Annotated in this window: 15 protein-coding genes; 4 read left to right on the top strand and 11 right to left on the bottom strand. The window is 42.7% G+C overall.

All coding sequences use genetic code 11. The features are described from left to right. Window positions 1-5: 5 nt before the first annotated feature. The 8 genes from IDJ75_RS17350 to arr all read right to left on the bottom strand — a co-directional run bounded on the left by IDJ75_RS17350 (window position 6) and on the right by arr (window position 10,892). Window positions 6-3,692: a SusC/RagA family TonB-linked outer membrane protein gene (locus IDJ75_RS17350; protein WP_191176915.1), complete on the bottom strand. Its 3,687-nt coding sequence runs from the start codon at window positions 3,690-3,692 to the stop codon at window positions 6-8. Between the two features lie 121 nt (window positions 3,693-3,813). Next, window positions 3,814-4,914, bottom strand: coding sequence for a FecR family protein (locus tag IDJ75_RS17345; protein ID WP_224746655.1), 1,101 nt, complete (start codon window positions 4,912-4,914; stop codon window positions 3,814-3,816). Between the two features lie 54 nt (window positions 4,915-4,968). Then, a complete protein-coding gene (locus tag IDJ75_RS17340) occupies window positions 4,969-7,245 on the bottom strand; it encodes a Gldg family protein (protein ID WP_191176914.1) in 2,277 nt (758 codons plus the stop codon). 6 nt (window positions 7,246-7,251) lie between these two features. Further along, window positions 7,252-8,178, bottom strand: coding sequence for an ABC transporter ATP-binding protein (locus IDJ75_RS17335; RefSeq protein WP_191177123.1), 927 nt, complete (start codon window positions 8,176-8,178; stop codon window positions 7,252-7,254). A 111-nt stretch (window positions 8,179-8,289) separates the two neighbouring features. Continuing rightward, entirely contained in the window at window positions 8,290-8,874 is a 585-nt protein-coding gene (locus IDJ75_RS17330; protein WP_191176913.1) for an RNA polymerase sigma factor, read from the bottom strand. A gap of 613 nt (window positions 8,875-9,487) precedes the next feature. Continuing rightward, window positions 9,488-9,655 (bottom strand): hypothetical protein, encoded by a 168-nt coding sequence (locus tag IDJ75_RS17325; RefSeq protein ID WP_191176912.1) that lies wholly within the window; start codon window positions 9,653-9,655, stop codon window positions 9,488-9,490. A 200-nt stretch (window positions 9,656-9,855) separates the two neighbouring features. Further along, entirely contained in the window at window positions 9,856-10,299 is a 444-nt protein-coding gene (locus tag IDJ75_RS17320; RefSeq protein ID WP_191176911.1) for an Hsp20/alpha crystallin family protein, read from the bottom strand. Window positions 10,300-10,496: 197 nt separating this feature from the next. Then, window positions 10,497-10,892: an NAD(+)--rifampin ADP-ribosyltransferase gene (gene arr / locus IDJ75_RS21530; RefSeq protein ID WP_394368116.1), complete on the bottom strand. Its 396-nt coding sequence runs from the start codon at window positions 10,890-10,892 to the stop codon at window positions 10,497-10,499. An 807-nt stretch (window positions 10,893-11,699) separates the two neighbouring features. On the opposite strand from arr, the gene IDJ75_RS17310 reads away from it, so the two are divergent. From IDJ75_RS17310 to IDJ75_RS17295, 4 genes are all read left to right on the top strand, one after another. Next, a complete protein-coding gene (locus IDJ75_RS17310) occupies window positions 11,700-11,921 on the top strand; it encodes a hypothetical protein (protein ID WP_191176909.1) in 222 nt (73 codons plus the stop codon). 8 nt (window positions 11,922-11,929) lie between these two features. Continuing rightward, a complete protein-coding gene (locus IDJ75_RS17305) occupies window positions 11,930-12,547 on the top strand; it encodes a hypothetical protein (RefSeq protein ID WP_191176908.1) in 618 nt (205 codons plus the stop codon). Window positions 12,548-12,574: 27 nt separating this feature from the next. After that, window positions 12,575-13,027 (top strand): hypothetical protein, encoded by a 453-nt coding sequence (locus tag IDJ75_RS17300; RefSeq protein WP_191176907.1) that lies wholly within the window; start codon window positions 12,575-12,577, stop codon window positions 13,025-13,027. A 69-nt stretch (window positions 13,028-13,096) separates the two neighbouring features. Then, the gene (locus tag IDJ75_RS17295; RefSeq protein ID WP_191176906.1) at window positions 13,097-14,338 is read left to right on the top strand and encodes an O-antigen ligase family protein; all 1,242 of its coding nucleotides are present in this window, start codon (window positions 13,097-13,099) and stop codon (window positions 14,336-14,338) included. A gap of 523 nt (window positions 14,339-14,861) precedes the next feature. On the opposite strand, the gene IDJ75_RS17290 is transcribed toward IDJ75_RS17295, so the two are convergent. From IDJ75_RS17290 to IDJ75_RS17280, 3 genes are read right to left on the bottom strand one after another with little or no spacing between them, the layout of a single operon-like run. Beyond that, a complete protein-coding gene (locus IDJ75_RS17290; protein ID WP_191176905.1) occupies window positions 14,862-17,564 on the bottom strand; it encodes a GH92 family glycosyl hydrolase in 2,703 nt (900 codons plus the stop codon). 32 nt (window positions 17,565-17,596) lie between these two features. Beyond that, window positions 17,597-18,802 carry a DUF4185 domain-containing protein gene (locus IDJ75_RS17285; protein ID WP_191176904.1) on the bottom strand — a complete coding sequence of 402 codons (1,206 nt, stop codon included), beginning with the start codon at window positions 18,800-18,802 and terminating at the stop codon, window positions 17,597-17,599. A 17-nt stretch (window positions 18,803-18,819) separates the two neighbouring features. Further along, the gene (locus IDJ75_RS17280; RefSeq protein WP_191176903.1) at window positions 18,820-19,617 is read right to left on the bottom strand and encodes a lipocalin family protein; all 798 of its coding nucleotides are present in this window, start codon (window positions 19,615-19,617) and stop codon (window positions 18,820-18,822) included. Window positions 19,618-19,637: the final 20 nt, after the last annotated feature.

Genomic DNA, 19,637 nt, shown 5'->3' with positions numbered 1-19,637 from the left:
TGCGATTAAAAGTTAGCTGTAAAACCAAGACTATAAGTACGCGGCAGCGGGTAATCAAATACCTCGGGGTCTATACCCTTGTCATTTGCGCGCCAAATAATACCCAGGTTGCTTACGTTGGCATAAAACCTTGGGTTTTTAATGGGGCTGGCCGGGCTTACCTTAAGCGTATACGACAGGTTGATCTCCTGTAACCTGATATGGTCGCCTTTAACAACATTTACCGACGAGTAGTAGTAAAAGTTATCGCGGTTGGTATTACCTGTAGACATGACTGCCGATGGCACATCGGTAATAGCTTCATCGCCGGGTTTTTGCCACCTGTTATTATACTCTACAGCCTGTAACGAATTACCCGAGTACAGCGAACCATAGTTTACCACCTGCGCCGTTGGCCTGCGCACATAGTAGCCAAATTTGTAAAGCAAGTTAGCCGACAACGAAAATGCATCGTAAGAAAATGTATTACGGAACGAACCATAATAAACCGGCACTGCGCTACCAAAATACTTTAAGGTATTCAATGGCGCCCTTTGGATGGCCCTGTAATTATTATCGCCTTCTACAGAGTTAGAAATGCTTACCGCTTTGCCATCTAAATAGCCGCGCGGATCACCGGTTTGCGGGTCCAGCCCCGCCCATTCGTAACCAAACAGGCGCGAGAGGTCATACCCCTCATTATAAGTACCACCGCTATTGGTCACTGCAGAACCGGCCTCGCTTGTTGCTGTTGCATATAGCTTAGTTACCTTAACACGGTTATAGGCAAACAGCAGGTTACTGTTCCATTTAAATTTGCTCAGCTGCAGGTTTAAAGAATTTAAAGTAACCTCTAAACCATGGCCCTGCAGGTTGCCGGTATTGTAGGTAATGTTGGTGTACCCCGTGCTTGGATCAAGCGCACCACCGGCCAGCAGATCTGTAGTTTTTTTGCTGTAGTATTGGATATTACCTGATAACCTGTTCCCCTGTATAAGGAAATCTAAACCAATATTAAATACGCCTGTCCTTTCCGGGCGCAGCTGGCTGTTGGCAATGCCTATGCCAAAACTGGTGTAAGCGTAAGGCAGGTTGGTGTATTGATTATTGGCTAATGAGTAAGTAATTAACGGCCTTGCAATGATTGATGGGTTTACGTTACCATTATATCCGTAAGTGGTACGGAGGGTAAGCGATGGTACCAAAGCCCAGTGGTAAAAGCTTTCGTTATTGATATTCCAGGCGCCACCTATTGAGTAATAAGGTGTACCGTTTTGATTGGTACCCCGGCCAAACTCGCTCGACAGATCCTTACGTAAACTGGCAGATATAGTGTATCGCCTGTCGTAAGTATAGGCTGCGTTGGTATAGTAGCTTAGGGTGCGGATCTTGTTATCAATAAACCCGGTGGAAAGGTTGGGGATATACTCGCCATTGTATCCGCTAAAATCTTCTGCAAACGCAATCGGGATCATGGTTTTATAATCCAGTTTGTTGTTGGTGTACAGGGTATTTTCGTCGTAACCATAATAACCGTCGCTTTTGGCAATGCTGTACGACTGTGCTATATCAAAACCCGCAATGGCCGATAACTGGTGCTTCTCTTTCCAGGTATGATCAAAGTTCAGCTGGCCCCTTAAGGTATGGTTATTTGAGGTGGTTAAGATGGTAGAATATTGGCCTCCCAATGGTAATTGCCTGTTATATGGGGCAACCGGATCAAACGTTCTGGGGTCTACAGATTCCGGCGATGTAGTAAAATAATTGATAAGGTTACGCATGTAAAATGAATTTTGCCTGTAAAGCGTATTATCATCATTGCGGCCGGTGTTGTAGTTATAAGTAACCTGAGCAGATAAACCTTTTAATATTTTGTAGTTGGCATTAAAATTCAGGTTTAAGTTTTGTGATTTTAGTTTGTTATACCCCTCGTTAATATCATTAAGCGGTACATAGCTGTAGCTTAAAAAGTTGTCGCCATAAGCATTATTTACTGCAGAGGCAAAGCCCTGCCGGTAAAGTTTGGCCAGTTCAAGGTAGTTACCCTTGTCATCTGCCAAGCGCGAGTATGGGTAGAAGGTGGCGTCTGTTACGCCGGTTATCCTATTGTTTGCTGCCTGTTCATTATTACGCTGTACATTGTAGCTGATGTTTCCTTGTAGCTCTAACCCGTTAAAGGGTTTAACAGCCATAGAGTAACCTAATGCCAGCCTGTTGTAATCAGAGTTTTTGGTGTTGTTGATCCCCCTGTCCAGCCCGCCCGATAAACGGTAGTTAAATGTTTCGGTGCCCCCGTCTAATCCTAATGCGTAACTTTGAGTTACGGCATTACGCAAAAAGTATTTATCATAATCCCTGCGTACATCGTTGCCCCTTAAGGCATCTAACTGATTTTTTGCCTGTGCATCTGTTAAGGTGCCTTTAAATTTCCAGGCATCCACTATCTCTGCCACCGGCGATTTAATTTCCTGCCCGTAAAGGTGGCTAATGCTCAGATCTGGCAGGGGCCTGTTCTGCTGTTCAAAATAACCGGCCTGGGCGTCAATAAAGTCCGACACGCTCATGGTTTTGTTATAAAACAGGTCTACCTTTTCGGTAACGTTAATATTGCTGTTAAAGGTGATGCGTGGCTTGCGGTTATAACCGCCGCGTTTGGTTTTGATAACCAATACACCGTTTGCCGCGCGCGACCCCCAGATGGATGATGCAGCTGCATCCTTTAAAATGGTTACGCTTTCTACATCATTGGGGTTAACCTTATCAATAGAGTAGGGGCTGGCAATACCATCAATAACTACCAGTACCTGGCCGCTGTAATTGCCGTTCAGGTCGGCATTGGCCGACTCGTTGAGGGTGTTTTTACCACGGATGGTTAAGTTGGCCAAGGGCGATTGCCTGGCATTTGGATTGGCCGAGTTATTTGTACGCAGATCGTTACGAAAATCGAGCGAGGTAGTGATACCTTCCAGTCGCCTTATCAAATTAGGATCTGTACTGTGCTGCAGTTGTTCTTTGGTAATTACCTCGAAAGAACCGGTTGCCCTTTCCTTTGGTAAATCCTGCAAGCCGGTAGAAAAGATAGCCACACTTTTCATTTCCATAGGCGCTTCCTTTAAGATAATATTGATGGTTGTACGCCCTTTTATAGCAACGGTATCTGCCTGGAAACCTATATAAGAGAATATCAGATGACCATCATCAGGCACCCTTAATAATTTGTATCCGCCGGCTTGATCTGTAGCAACCTGGACTTGCGTCCCCTTGAGCCTGATGGTTGCTCCGGGTAAACCGGTACCCTGTCCGTTAGAAACAGAACCGCTCACATCAATAAAATTTATAGCCGCGGTTATGGTGGTTTTATCTTTTAATACGATCGTGTTATCATCAATGGTATAAGCCAGCGGCTGATCTTTCAGGATAACATCCAACACCGTCTTGATATCAGCCGATTTTACATTCACTGTAATCCTGGTGGTATTTTTAAGCTGCTGGGTGGTGTAAACAAAGTCGAAATTGCTCTGCTGTTGTATTTTAGAAATAACTGATTTCAAAGTCACGTTCTTCTCGTTAAGCGATATCTGCTGTGCAAAGCCCGTGGCAGATACCCTTAAGAACATCATGAACAGTAAAAAGGTCGTCAATCGCATAATCAGCAGTACTTTACGAACGTGCTTATTGGGCACGCCAAATTTGATAGTATAATTTTTATACATTTGTTAAGTCTGGTTAATAAGTTGATACAATGAGGATTTTATTGACGGAATGCCAGGCATTAGCCAGCTGTGTTGCAACCACATCTGGCTTTTATTTTGGATTACCGGAAGAAAGTAGTTGTTATTTCGTTACGACGATCCTCCTTCCCTGAATTTTGAAATGAACTTTATTAGTTAATTCTAACTTTTTAAGTACCTGCGACATGTAGGCCCGTTTATTTATTCGGCCGCCAAAATCATCTGCCGGCGGGGTGCCTTCATACGCGATCTCCACATCATACCAACGGCTTATCTTGCGCATAATGCTCTCTATCTTTTCGTCCTGAAAAACGATGTAGTTGTTTTTCCACCCCATTACCTCATCTAAATCTGCAGGTATGGTTTTTATACTTGTACCATTATTTTCTGCCTGCTCGCCCGGTTTTAACAGGGTTGCGCCTATGCGCACACTGCCTTCCAGTAATGTGGTGCGGGTAAGGGGTTCATCATCATAACTGTTAATATTAAAATGGGTACCCAGCACCTCTACCTGCTGGCCACGGCTTTTTACGATAAACGGCATGGCCTTGTTTTTTGCCACTTCAAAATAAGCCTCTCCGCTTAGTTCTACCTCGCGCTGTTTTTTGCCCTTAAAGCTGGATGGGAAGGATAAGTGCGACGCAGCATTCAACCACACAACAGATCCATCCGGTAACACTAACCTGTAGGTACCGCCCTTGGGGGTTTGCAGGGTAAGCATTTTGGTATCAGTTAAAGCTGCGTTTATCCGGGTGTTATCATCATAGGTCAGGTTGTTGGGGTGCACCTCTAAGCCGGTTCTTGCAGAATCTAACACCAAGGTGCCGCTGCCGCCTATAGTTAAGGTTGCTTTATTAGTACCCGGCGCAATATCCTTTTTGGTGCCTGCCAGCTGGCTTACCGTTATTACCGGCACTTGTATAGCCTTCCATACAAAATAACTACCTACAGATAGCAGTAATATTGCCGCAGCAGCTACCGACCACCATTTGGCCATACGTTTAACCGGACGGTGCTCGTTGTCCAGTTTAGCCCATACCATATCAACGGCGGCCAGGCGCTCTGCCATGTTCGGGTTTTCGGTCCCTTCTTCATGATAAGTTAAATACCATGCCTCCAGCAGGGCAAGTTCCTTATCGGTCGCCTTTCCCTGACTGAAATTTTTCAGCATCACCTTTATATCCTGTTCATTCAATTGCGCCATATCTTAATCTTAACGTAAGACAGCCAACACCACCGGCAGGAGGTATATCTTTTTCTATTTTCTTTTTCTGATCAGCAAAAGTGCCGCGCCGCAAGCTATCAGCACTGCCGGCAAGGCCCAAAGCGTACCCATTTTATAAACCGATAGTTGTTTACGGCTGGCCAATATCGCATCGTCTTTGGGGGCAGGCCTGCTTACCGTTACCGGGAAGCTACCATTACTAAACCACCTAAAAATGCCATTAATAAATGGGAAATTGTAAGCCTGCGTTATTAAATTATCACTCATAAAATCGGCATCGCCACTTATGAGTACTTTTTGCAACTTGCCACTCATTTTACGGGTGAGTGCCAGCATTAAAGGTTGGTTGCCTTTGGTATCGCCTTGTTGCGGCTCGTAACTTACCGATGTTGAGGATGGATCAAAAGGTTTTATTTTATTGAAGCTGCTTGCGTTGCTTTGTAGCAGGGTATCAATGGTGAAACTTGTTTTCTGTGCAGTAAGCCTGGCGGCAGATGGCATGGCTACGGATGCATAAGGGCCATCCATGTGGCCAAAGTAAGTATTGTTCTTACCGGTAAACTTTGCACTTATCACATCAGGCGGCGATTTTTTATCGGTGTTAACCATCATCCCTGCAGACAGCTGCACACCTACTAAACCCAGTACCGGGTTAATTACGGCACGGTGCTGCGGCTCGGCCGTTATTAACATATCGCCACCGGCAGCTAAATACTGTTGTATATGCGCGATAGCCTGGCGGTTTAGCGGCTGTGCAGGATCGGCCAGTACCAGTATAGTGGTACCTGCGGGCACACCCGTATCATTTAGGGTGGCTGTTGCTACATCAAAGCCCTGATTTATTAATGATCTACGCGCCTTACGTGCATTGCTAAATAACTCGTAGCTCCTGTCGCTCTTCTGGGTGATACTACGCTCGTCATCGCCTTCTATAAATACTATTTTAGCGTTTGGTGTTATTAGTTTTTTTAGGGCAGCCGTTATTTCTGCCTCTTCCGGGAATTGGTTATTCTCGTTATACAATCTTAAATAACTGGTTTTGCCATTGTAAGATAAGCGTCGGACAAAAGTATTTCCCTCCGGGTTCAGATCAATTATTTGATGGATCTGTGCTGGTGGTAAAAAGTCTTTCATATCGATCTGCAGGTTATCGGCAACCTTTTTTGCTATTTGCGCTATGGTAAGGCCTTTAATATCTCCCTGGTATATCATATTGGGGTTGTTGGCCAGGTCGGTGGCATCGTAGTAATAAACATAGTGCATCTGTATACCGGGTATAAACCTGCGGTAATCTTCAAACCGCGACAGATCCGTATTACGCGATACCGGCAAGCCCGCATATACATGCTGATCTAACAGGTTTACATAAGTGGTGATCTCCAGCGGGCCATGTATTTTTTGGGCCACGGCCTGGCTGGCCGGTGTAAGCGTTTCAGTTTTTTGAGCGGTAACATCCCAGTACAAAATATTTAACGGCCTGGAACTAATATAACCTACCAGTAAAACCATGGCCACCAGCGCCACATACTTACCTGCTTGCATAGCCGGCGCCTTAACCTCTCGCCCGGCCTTTAAACGTAAAATAGTTAAGCCCAAAAATAACGATATGATGGACAGGTAATAAATAATATCACCGGATGTAATCAATCCGTTCAGCATTTTTTCTGTACGGCCGGATAGGGATAGGAAATAGGTAAGATCACGAATAAAATCAATCCCCTGGCCTATACCGCCAACGTATTTTAATGCTGCAAATACAGCCAGCGTACTAATGGCGGCAACCACCTGGTATCCCGTAAGGCTTGACATGAACAGGCCGATGGCCGCATAAGTAGCCGTAAGCAAAAACAAGGATAACAGCCCCGCGCTTATTAAACCCACATCGGCATCCTTAATTATCAGCACACCAATAAGGCAATAAATACCCAATATGGCTATCAGCATTAAGGCGTAATACAGTATAGCAAGGTATTTCCCTAAGATGATCTCCCGTATTTTTACGGGAGATGACAGCAACAGCTTGATAGACCCGCTGCTGATTTCGCGGCTGATAAGCCCCATGGTAAGCAGTGGGATATATAAGTATAGCGTTTGCAAAACTTTATCAAACAACCCGTTTATACCCGGAAAAAGCAGTTGCGTTAAATTATTGGCCTTTTCGCCCATCATAAACAGTTCCTGAAAACTGCCCAGCATGCCAAAAAAGCCCGTACCTGCCTGCACCATAAAAATGGCAAGCACCAGCCAGGCCACCGGCGAATAAAAAAGGATACTGATCTCCAGCTTGGCTATTTTAAATATCTTGGTCATAAAGGCTTAGGTGGTTTTATTTGATAATTGGGCAAAGATCTCGTCGAGGCTGCTTTTCTCAAGCATGATCTCGGTTAACTGCCAGTTGTTGGTTACAGCTAATTCTATTATTTGTGATGATACCCGCGTGTTAGAATAAAAATGCAGGCGGATGCCGCCATCGTTCAAAAGTTGAGCTTTGGTCACACCCGGGATGCCGGTAAGTATTTCGGTACCCGGCGGGTTATCCATATAAACCAACAGCGAATTGGGGGATATATAATTGTTAAAGGCTGTCATAGTATCGGCAAAAACCATTTTACCGCCTTCTATCATCCGGATATTATCGCAGGTGGCCTGCACTTCCGATAGGATGTGCGAGGAGAAGATAACGGCACGCTCGGTAGCTATCTCTTTGATCAGCTTACGCACTTCTAATATTTGGTTGGGGTCCAGGCCATTTGTCGGCTCATCCAGCACCACTAATTTGGGGCGGTGTATAATGCTTTGCGCAATACCTACGCGTTGCCTGTAGCCGCCACTCAGGTTATTAATAACCCGCGACCGGAAATGGGCCACGCCGCACTTTTCCATAGCGGCATTTACAGCGGCTTTAATATCCTGCTTTTTAATATTGCGCAGGTAGGCACAATAGGTTAAATACTCGCTAACGGTCAGATCAAGGTGCAGGGGAGCGTTTTGGGGCAGGAAGCCGATTCGCATTTTTGCCTCTTCGGGGCTCTTTCTGATATCTATCCCATCTATCAATACCGTGCCTTCGGTTTGGTTAAGTACCCCGCATAAAATATTCATGGTTGTTGATTTACCCGCCCCGTTTGAGCCCAATAAGCCCAATACCCCTACCTGGCTAATTTCGAGGTTGATATCCCTTATTGCCCAATCGCGGCTGTATTTATGCCACAGGTGCGTTGCTTTTACTATGCTGTTTTCCACTTCGGTTACCATTAAGCTATTTATAAAAAGCTATTATAACCGTAAGACAAGCGATGGCTTAAGCGGGGGTATCGGTTTGTTAAATAATTATGGAAAGGGGCACGCCCGGGGCTAATGTTTAAGCAGCCAAAGCAGGTAGATGTATTGCATCAAGCCAAGTTTGGTGCGCAGGTGTTTTAAGGCTTTAGATACCTGTTTTTTTACCGTTTGCTCGGTAGTACCCATTATGGCTGCAATTTCTTTATGGCTGAGGTGCTGTTTACGGCTCAGTTCAAAAACTTCGCGCATGCGCGGCGGCAACTCAGCTATTTCTTTCTCAATGGCATCGCGAAGCATAGATTCGCGAACCCGATGATCTGTAAGGGCCGTTTTTTGCTGGGCAAAGTGGTGGATGGAATGGATGTATTTTTCTTGCACCTCCTTTTTGGCAAATAGGTTAAGGATGTGGTTACGCACGCTGGTGTACAGGTAACCCGACAGGTTGCTCCCTATCTGTATAATCTCCCTTTTTGTCCACAGGTTAGAAAAAACTTCCTGTATGGCATCTTGTGCTTCAACATTATTACGAGTTTTGTTCCAAGCGTGATTGTGCAATATTAATTTATAGCGATTATAAATTTCGGTAAATGCAACTCTATCCCCGGTCCTGAGTAATTCCGTTAGATCAGCATCTGAATATGTACTGTAATCTGCCAAGAGTGCTTAATAATCAATAGTAAACAAGGCCGTTATGTGTAATGGAACAGCCTTAAGAATATCTAAAGATAAAAAAAGATTACCAAAAGGTAAACAGAGTAGCAGGAATATGGTATTCCTGGACTAAGAATTTGATGATAGTTTAATAAAACCGATGTTTATTTTGGCTTTCGAAAAGCTGAATGCGAACACTGGAGGGACTTTAACCGGATTTGCTGCTTGTTGTCTTTAATATTTTATGTAACCGTTACGTACAGGACTCTAATAGGTCACTAGATAATAACAGAGAAAGATGAGAATGATTTAAGGAATGACTTTTAAGTACAATATTATTATTGAATACAATAGGGTATTTGAAAACAATCAATCTAAATTTTAAATAAATGCATCGTCATCATGCCGGACGACCAGCTTTTCTATCTGTTCAAATTTAAACAGGAGGTCTTTTTGAGATACCAGCGTATCTCTGAATTTAACAAATACCTTAATACTCATCGTAATCGCCTGCTTGAGTAAAGTGCTGGAAAGGCGGCGATGATCGGGGTCACCTGGAACTGATCTGATTGGCCCGTTGCGGGAACGAGCCCCTAACTCTAAAACTCATCGAGGTTTACTAATACGTAGATGTGTTTGCAAAAAGTTGCGCGTCAATGGCCTGTGCGCGGAACAGTTCGCGCGTAACGTGCTGGCAGTTGTTGCAGAGTTCGCTTAATTTACAACTCAGCGACCGTACTTTAACCGGAATGCTGTCGCTCATCTCTATGAGGTCAAGATGCAGCATTGAATGGGTTTCACCGGTTGACTGGCCCTTAAGGCCATCGAACACCTGTTCAGCGAACGCGCCGTCGTTACCAAGGAAATACTTTCCGCAAACTTAAAACCATCAGGCGTGCGGAAGCTGATCAATAATTCATACTGATTTTTCATCATTCCTTAATTAAGAAAGGCCCGTAAAGGGCCTTTCAAATCCATAAATGGTTGTTATTTGATCTCTATTTGTCTGCGTACTGCTTTGGCTTCTTCACGTTTAGCGATATCAATCTTCAACAGTCCATCGGTATAAGCAGCTTCGATTTGTTCCGCATTAGCGCTTTCCGGAAGGGTAAAGGAGCGAACAAAAGAGCTATAGCTGTATTCACGTTTACTGTAGTTCTTTTTGGTCTCGCTATTGTCCGCCTGCTGTTCGACCGAAATATTCAATACATTCCGGTCGAGGCTGATCTTAAAATCATCCTTCTTTAAACCAGGGGCGGCCAGCTCCACATGAAAGTAATCTTCGCTCTCGCTGATGTTGGCTCCCGGCACGCGGCTGACCAGGCGGTCATTGAAAAAAGTGTCGTTGAAAATGGAATTGAACACGTCATTAAAGCCCGGCAATAATGAACCATTGTTTTTGAGATCGGGATTGAATTTAACCAGTGTCATAGGTTTTCCTCCTTAAATTTTTTAATGATTAAAACTTATAATTAATTAAACTAAGGACACTATTTCAACAGCTGTGCCAATTATTAAAACCAATTTTCACACTGCAAAATTTTCAGTAGAAATGAAAAAAAATCAGCTATTAAATGTCAAATTTTCATGGCACTTTTCGACGCCTTAACGCCGATCGGGCGAAGCCATTAATTGATGATCTCCCCTTTATTGCTGGCCAGTCTCTCACGCCATAGCTGTAATTGTTCCGGTGTCTGTCGCTGCCATTCCGTGATCTCGCCTATGATCGACAAGGGCTGCTGCGTGCGGTAAGAACGGGTCGGGTTGCCTGGAAACTTTTTATTGGTCACATTCGGATCGTCCTCGAAAAGGCCGGTCGGTCGAACGATATAAACACGCTCCCTGCCATCGCCCTTTGATAAAGCAGCCGCCAGCCCCGCTCCGCCCGTCAAAGCCGTAAAATAAATGTGGTTCATGATGAGTTCGGAATGGTAATTAGACAAACGGCCGGCCGTTAATTCATCACCGATCTTCAGGTCCGCTCTTGTCCCATGATAAAATGGTCCATTGTCAGACGGTTGAATTACAACCGCGTGAGCTAACTTGCGATGCTTTTTTTCATGATCACGGTCACCTAATACTTCGTAACAATGTGCCATCTTCTCGTGGAGCGAAGGCAAGGCAGCTTTTACCGCATCATTGTTCAAATTCATCGCCAATTTTAAGGCGGTTTCATACCAGGCTAACTGTTCCGCCTCATCCGGCTGATGCAGCGCTACATACCAGGCGGCCAGAAACTTTTCAAGGTCGTCCGTCGCTTCGTGCCAGGCCTGCAAAAATAGCTTAACAGCCATATTCGGATTACCGGTTTCTTCCTCGTGCATACCCTGCATACAAAGTTGTACAATACGATTATTGGGGTTAAATTCCATGCTTATTTCCTCCCTGATTTACGTTTTTTTCCGAAAATAAGCTATGAACTCTCTAAAAAACAGCAGATTAAAGTATATTTTTTCCGGCGTACTACGAGCCCGATTTGAACGTTATCTTTGCAAAAACCCCGGCCGTTTCAGTAAAAAACCCGGTTATCACGATCGGGCTTTTTACGTTATATATCGAGGATTGTTGATTGTCGAATGGAAGCCAACCCTATTTTCCGAACGGGCTGGCATAATGAGATAACATACCTGATTATCACCACAAATTTATACTTATTTACAAAACCCGTACCAGAGTTTTAACTAACGCCAGTAATAGCCTTTAAATTAAAAAAGCCTCGCACATTTCTGCACAAAGCTTTAATCAACAATTACATTTGCTAATAATTAACTTATAACTCTGTTCAACGCATGATGTTTCAATAGGTAGCAAAACCTCTAACTGCACGATTGATGAAAGAGGTGAAGAATACTGTATTACAATTCCCAGTGGTTATGACATTTGTAATTACTACTGCTACGACAATGGTGGCGGTAATAGCGGTGGCGGTCCCGAACCAGGCGGTGGTGGAACTGGCGGCGGCAGTGGTGGCGGCGGCAGTGGCAGCATCAATCTTGGCGAACCACCGGTTAGTAAACAGGATTTTCTTAATAAAATTGATGATTCGAATTTAAAAACCTGTATGCAAACCGTTCTTGCTAATCTGAAAAACCTATCGGGTAATAGTGTTGCAGATATTATTCAAAAATTTTCTGGTAATACCCCAGGTTACAACTGGATTATGAAGGATGGGAATTTAGGGGGAACAACCGCCGCTAATACTTCACCAACCTATGATCGATTAAAATACAATGTTACAACAACCTTTGATGCATCTGTGGTTAGTAACGGCAGTGATTTGGCGTTTGCCAAAACTATTTTACACGAATCTATTCATGCTTACCTGGTAACGACATTGAATACCGATCCAGCTAATTTTAACAAAACATATGCGCAATTGTTGAATGACTATAATGGCAATGGATGGGATGCCAACGCCACACATCATGATGAGATGGTAAGAGGATTTATTGGTGATATCGGTGCGTCATTAAAAGCCTATGGTGTAAGCCAGGGTTATCATTTAACCGACCAGTTTTACAACGATTTGGCATGGGGTGGATTACAGGAAACCAATGCATTTAAAAATCTCCCGGTTGCAGATCGAAACAGAATCCTCAATGTAATTATAGGGGAACAATCCGGGACAGATATGAATTTAAATCCTGTAACCCCCAAAGGAAAACCGTCAGGGTGTTAATTAGTTACTGTTTTATAAATAAGAAATATGCATACAAAAATAAATAAACCGACTCTATTCGTATTGCTTTTAAGTATCTTTTATTCAGCCTGTGGTGTTAGTAAGCAGGATAGTTTGATTAAAAGTCAGAACGGTTCATCTTATAGCTACAGAACTGTAAAAACATCAAGTCAGAACCTGCCAGTAATAAGTGCAACCGTATTTGAACAAGGAACTAATTTTCCTTTAGTTGTATCGCATCTAAATCTGGACGTCGATAAAAACAAAACGTTCGGAACTGATAGCACAAAAATTGTATTTACAGTCCAACCGGGTACGCATACGCTCGATGCATGGTGGATGGGCTATTTGCATTGCGAAACCAAAACGTTCAACACATCCACTGGCGATACCTTACACTTCAAATTCTATTTGAAGCCTGACACGAAACCCTTAACCCAACCGATTGTACAGCCTAATAAAAAGACAGGCAATAATTAAAGATTATTTACAACCTACACATTACAGTCTTTTGAAGCCGGCATTGTCGGCTTCATTTATTATATAATTATGAGTATTTCCAATACAAGATCAATAATATCAGCCCCTATAATATATTTGATTATTTGCCTGGTTGGTTTGGTTTGTTCGGCTCTATTGGAAAGCAGGGCGTATTTTTTAGGTTTTGTAATAAGTTTTTGGGGGTTACTGATTTGTAACTTCAGGGAAATAAAAAGTAAAATATTTTATTCAGGTTTATTATTTATAATTATTGTCTCGGCAATCTCATTCGTCCTCAAACTTGATTCTTCATTGGGAAGGGTTTTGATATATAAAATATCGTTTAACATTTTAACAGACAATCTTTTTACAGGAGTTGGATCTGGTGAGTTCAAGCGGGTTTATTTGCTTTATCAAGCCCGATATTTTGCACAAGGAGAATATTCGGTAAAAGAACTTTTATTAGCAGACAATACAACCTATGTGTTTAATGATTACCTGCAAATTGTAATCGAATGGGGATTGGCCGGATGGTTTATTGTTATTGGATATTTTTATTTGTTAGTGAAAATTATTCAAAATGGCATGAAGAGTTACGCATTTCAGGAATTTCTTTACAGCACCTGTTTCGTGACAGTTATAACGCTATCGGTAGCAGCCCTATTTACACCTGTTTATTACAAGTTCCCTTGCCTGCTACTGTTTCTTATAGCGCTTTCATGGCTTTTCTGGCATACATATAAGGCTTATTTACCTCCAGTACTTAAATATTGTCTTATACTAACCGTATTGATTGGCCTTCTGTTTACCGACGGTTCGCAACATATGTTTAAGTACAGAAAATATCAGGTTTTTGACAACAGTATAGATTTGGCCAAATCCGGCTTTAAAACGGAGGCGCTGACTGGTTTAAAATCAATTTATAGTGATCTTGAACACGATGGTTATTATCTTTCAATATATGGCAGGCAATTGGCTAATGCCGGGCAAATAGCTGATGCTATCCCGATTTTGCGCCAATCTCTTAACGAAGTTTCTAACTCTGAAAATTATTTGGCGCTTGCCGATTGTTACTTCGCTTTGCAGCAGTATTCAAATGCGGAGACAAATTATCTCAAGGCGATAAGCATGGTTCCTAACCGGTTTAGGCCGAGATTTAACCTGTTTAATCTTTACAAACAAACAGGCCAAATCAACAAGGAAAAATTGACGGGCAGGGAGATTTTGGCGTTACCGATTAAAATACCGTCGCCTTTTATAAATTTTATAAAGCTGAGCGTAAAGCACGACTTAGCACATGAACAAAAATAAAAGCCCTGTCATCATCGCGATGGCAAGGCCTTTGTTTGTTCAAATAATAACGGTTAAGCGATAAGATTGTTGGCAGTAATTCTAATAAAAAAGCATCTGTATATTAAAAGGTTTGAAAAAATCTTTTGAAGATATATCCAATGCTACAAGTATTTTATTCACTTTGTGCAAATCTTGTGCAAACGAAAAAGCGCTTATGACTTTGATATCACAATCGCTTGACTTTTAAGTGGGAGTTACTGCCCCGAACCTATCATTGTGAATGATAGAAAATAAATTATATGTACTTTCAAAATCAACCAAGGTTACGGTATTGGTACTGTAACCTTAAATCATTCAAGGATAGCTAAGTGTTTCCATAAATAAAACACTTTCCATCTAAAACATAGTAATCACTTATTTAATTAAATTAGTGAAGCTTAAAGATTATTTTTAAATACCCCCAATAGTATTTTATGGGGCCTACCTCGTTACACCAGTGTTCGACAAGCATGAGCAAACAAGCCCTTATTGCAGGGTCTCTTTATAAATGACTTACCCCCCACTGCTTATTTGGAATGGGGCCAAGCCATAATGATAGTTCACCACCTTTTGCAAAATCGGCATGCTTAAACCAAAATTTATTTAGGGTCTTTCCATTTAGCGTTGCTTTTTGGATATAGCAGTTTTTAGCGGAGTTATTATATGTCTTGATTTTAAATACCTTACCGCTATAAAAAACCGGGTCGAGCTTAATGGTTATCTCATCAAATATAGGACTGGTAATATCATAAACAGGCACCTGCGAAACATTTCCCTGGATGTTGAACAAACCAATGGCCATTAGTGCGCTTATCCCGCCCATCTGGCCCTGGTCTTCATCACTGCCGCCGTACCCTTGGTCGGGCGTTATACCTCCGTAAGCTTGTTCTTTTACTTTGCGTACCCAGTATTGTGTTAACCAAGGTTTACCGGCGTAGTTAAAGACGTGTGCATCTGAACAGCCCGGCTGGTTAGCGTAACTAATATACCCATGAGAATAATCATAAACGAAGTCACTTACCTGCGCTTTCTCAAACGCGTAATTAAGTTTTTCGCACAACACGTTATTCCCACCCATTAACTTCGCTAACCCCGGTATATCATAAGAGATCCCCCATGTAGCCTGCCAGGCATTTGATTCTACCCATCCGGATCCGTTCAAAGGATCTTTATGGATAAATTTGCCTTCTCTATCTTTGGGAAAAAGCAGTTTTTGCACCGGATCATATAAATTCCGCCAGCCTGCAGAGCGTTTAATAAAGAAATTATAGTCATCCCTACGATTCAACTTACTTGCCATTTGCGCTATCGCATAGTCCTGGAAACCGGCTTCAATAGTTATGCCCGCATTATCCGGCCAGTAACCTTTATCGGTATAAAAATTAATATCATTGCTGCTTCCCAGCATGCCACCGGGTAAATGGTTACGTCGTATCACATCGAATGCGTGACCGGGATCTGTTGATTTTAAAAGTCCCTTCATGTAGGTACTAACTATCAGATTAGTTGCCGGACAGCTGGTCATGATGTAAGAGTAACCACCACCGCTTGGTCCCCGGGGCAATAAACCGCCATTATCGGCGTATTGTATCATCGATGATGACATATCATCCTGTACCATTGGCCAGGCAAGCCCCCACAACACGTTCAGGTTCCACTGTGACAGCCACCATGCATCTGAATTGTACATATTGTATTTTACTGTTCCGTCGGGATTTTTTGGTAATGTTTTTATTTTAAATATAGCATCAGTAAAATTACCATCGCGTGTGCCGGTAGTGCGGTCGGGGTAATCGCCCGATACGTCATTTATTTTATGCCTGCCCAGCAAAACATGCCACAGATCGGTATAAAATTTTACTTTCTGATCAACAGTACCGCCTTTTACGTCAATTTTTCCAAGCCAATTGTTCCATACCTGCCTTGACTCCTCTTTGACTTTGTTAAAGTCCCAGCCGGAGCACTCTGACTGTAAATTATTACGGGCATTTTCAACACTGGTGTAAGAGAATGCGATCTTCATTTGCAGCTGCTCACCTGCTGACACTTCATATTGCGGGGCTAAACCTGCGCTATCGCCTTTCAGTCGGTTTACATTATCAAAATGTTGTTTTCCTTTCCAGCCGGTTAGCTTTTTAAAGGGTTTATCAAATTCAATTACAAAAAATATTTTAACATCCTTTGGCCCTCCCCAATAACGTTTTGTGGAGCTAAATGACCCCTGGTAGGATGTATTGCTGGTTTTAACAATATCCGCATCAGCCATCGTGCTGTTAGCCAGGTATCCTCCCAGATTAGTGATCACCTGGGCATCCATCGCTTTGGTATAAGTAAAACGATAAAAGCTTGCCCTATCTGTTGAAGTTAATTCCACCCAGGTTTGGTGATCCCTCAAAAACAATCGTTGAAAACCGGGTTTTACGATCTCATCTTCATGACTATACTCTGAACGCCAGCCCTGCTCACCCTTAACCGGGTCAATACTGGCGGGAGTTGGCATAATTTCGATGCCGGAGAGCATCCAGTCATGTATTTGCCCAAACCCAAGAATTTGGTTTTCATTATAATTGTACCCTCCGCCCCATTGGTTCTTGTTACGGGTATGCGGTGCGGCGGTCATCATACCAAAAGGCCGTGCACCCGTAATAAAAAAGAAATAGCGCCCCCTGTTGGTTTCTATATAAGGGTCTACCCATGAAACATAATCTTTATATTGCCCGGGCGCAGCAAATACTTCAATTTCAGAAAAACCAATGTCCTTGCCGTCTCCATCCGTTGTAATAAAGCGTACCCATTTAATATTCTTTGTTTTGAACTTTACAGTTTTAGCCGTACCATTATCTGGTATAGCGTTCACCCAAATTACTGAGCCATCACTAAACAATAATTTACCGCTGGCGGTGTGCTCTTTTTCTGAGGGGCGATCATAAAGTACTATACGGTTTATTTGCATAGTATTATCCCAATCCAGCTGTAGCCAGGGGAACTTTACATATCCCCAATCGGTAGTTACCCCCTCGCAAGCCCATTCCCCTTTCCCATTTACGCCAATAACCCCATCCGTAACATTAGCGGGCTTAAATTCCACGTTAAGTGATGAGGAAGCAGTAACCTTTGCCTGCGGAGCTATATTGTCAGATTCGGCCATTAAATTATAGCAGGCAAGCATTAAAGATACAGAGATCAGAAAAGATTTGATACGCATAGTGACTTGTTATATAGTGTTTGGCTTACCGGTTAGTTTAATTTTAATTTAATAAATCTTGGACGGTACAGATTTGGGAACTTTTTAACGTCATTCCAAAAATCAAAGGAGTTTACATTATAGCTGATCAGCAACTCTCCCGGTTTAGATAGGGCCGGATGCGCCTTGGCATTATAGGTAAAGAAATTTTTTCCTTCGATAGCATCTTTGGCATCCCAAACGTTTATAACAGAACCGAACGGGCCAACCGGAGTTGTACCAACGCGCAGGCCAACTTTGTTTGTCATTACCCCCCCCATAAAAACCATTACGTACCTTCCGTCGGGAAGTTCGCTTACGCTTAATTCGTTAGAGGCCTGATCGGCAATTCCTGCTACCTTATTGATGTCTTTATTCCACTGGTTGCCATCCCAAAAGCGCCAGGCGCCGAACTGTTCAAACAATTTTGGTTGAACACGTGCCACAACAACTTGTTTATCTTTACCCTTAATACCATATACATACACATACCCATCAGGTTTTTTAGCCCCAGCATTGGCAGTGTTTACAAATATGCTACCCCCAAAGGTTACTTCGTCCTTCCCATCTTTAGCAGGGATAAAGAATGGCGTATCCATTTGCTGCTGATTGGTAAAAGGAGGTTTACTGCCAGCTGGCACTTTGATCAACACATTACCAACCTCCGCGAAGCCAAACGCAGCCTCACTAATGTTTTTAATGCGATAGGCAAATATATAAGTGGCGTTGTTCAGGTCCTTATTTACAAAGGCATCGCCTAGCCAGAAATAATCGCCGGGTTTAGTGTTTTTGGTTTTAGGTTTAAAAATAGATAACGGCTTACCGTCTTTGGTTTTCTTCCAATGAAAAGAAAGGTTTTTTTCAATCGGTTCACGGTTATTTAAATAAGCAACAGAGTTGTGGATCATTTTAAAACCGGGCTGCAGTGTGCCATCTGTTATTTCGCCAAGCATGGTATCACTAAAAACAATCATTGTTTTTACCGGTGCGTTACCAGGCTTATCAACGCCGTTTAGCGGTATAGCAAAAATCCCATCGCCGCCAAACCAGCCGCTGCTCCTTTTAAAAAGCGCAGACCACTCCGGCGCTTCGCTTACGCTAAACTTCAAGGTATCAGCAGCTGCATTCTTTAGTGGGTTTATCTTATTATGCGATGCCGTTGTGAACGCAAGGCTTAAGCTACCGCACAGGGCTGCAGCGAAGCATATATTTTTTAACATTCGTGTTTTATTCATGATTATTTATTGCTGGCATCGTAAGTAAATACATAAACTTCATGATCGCTTAGGCCAAAGACAGTCAAGTCATAAGCTATATCTAATATTAACCTGTCTTTACTAAGTGCGCGAACATTATATTTATCTACCGTTATTTTTGCAGGGTCGAAGATCGATGCATAAGTAATAGTTAGTGTTTTTTCGTCATCGCTTAAAGTCCAGCCGGTGTAGGCATTAAAGCCATCAAAATCGCATGCGCTTGTGCCATATCCATATTGCATCGTACCGTCGGCATTAAAGGTGTAAAAGTCGTCTTTCTCACAATCTTTAAAATCTGCTACATTAAGGGTTTCATCGAATTTAGCTTTTAGGTTCCATTTATAGGTTGCCAAAATCTGCGCTGCCGACACTGTTGTATTCACGGTCAGGTCTTTCTCCGCTTCTGCACCATTTACGTCAACCACCTTAAAATTAAACCCCACCAGTTTATCTACCTCTTCGGGTTTTAGCTGATAGGTGAAGGTATAATCCCAGCTTTTTTGCCCGGCGGTTTCAGGCGCAATGTTTAAAGTTCCGTTTTCACCAAATGCGATATCCTGCTGTAGGTTTACACCCTTGGTAATGACCAGTGACTTAATCCCCACAGGAGATGAAACGGTTACCCTTATTGTGGCAGACTGTCCGGATTTACCGGTAAAAGAGTCGGTTGACAATGCTACAACAGGTTTATTAAGGTCCTGCTTATCTTTCTTGCAAGCGTTAAAAGCAATTATTACCAGCAAACATATGCCGATCAGTTTGAATAAAGAATTTTTCATATTTCAGGTTTATTTAATCT

Origin of the sequence: Mucilaginibacter rigui (assembly GCF_014773275.1) — a bacterium.
In the GTDB taxonomy this organism is placed as follows: domain Bacteria; phylum Bacteroidota; class Bacteroidia; order Sphingobacteriales; family Sphingobacteriaceae; genus Mucilaginibacter; species Mucilaginibacter rigui_A.
Note: the sequence above shows the minus strand (reverse complement) of the source record. Positions and strands in the feature narration are given on the sequence as shown.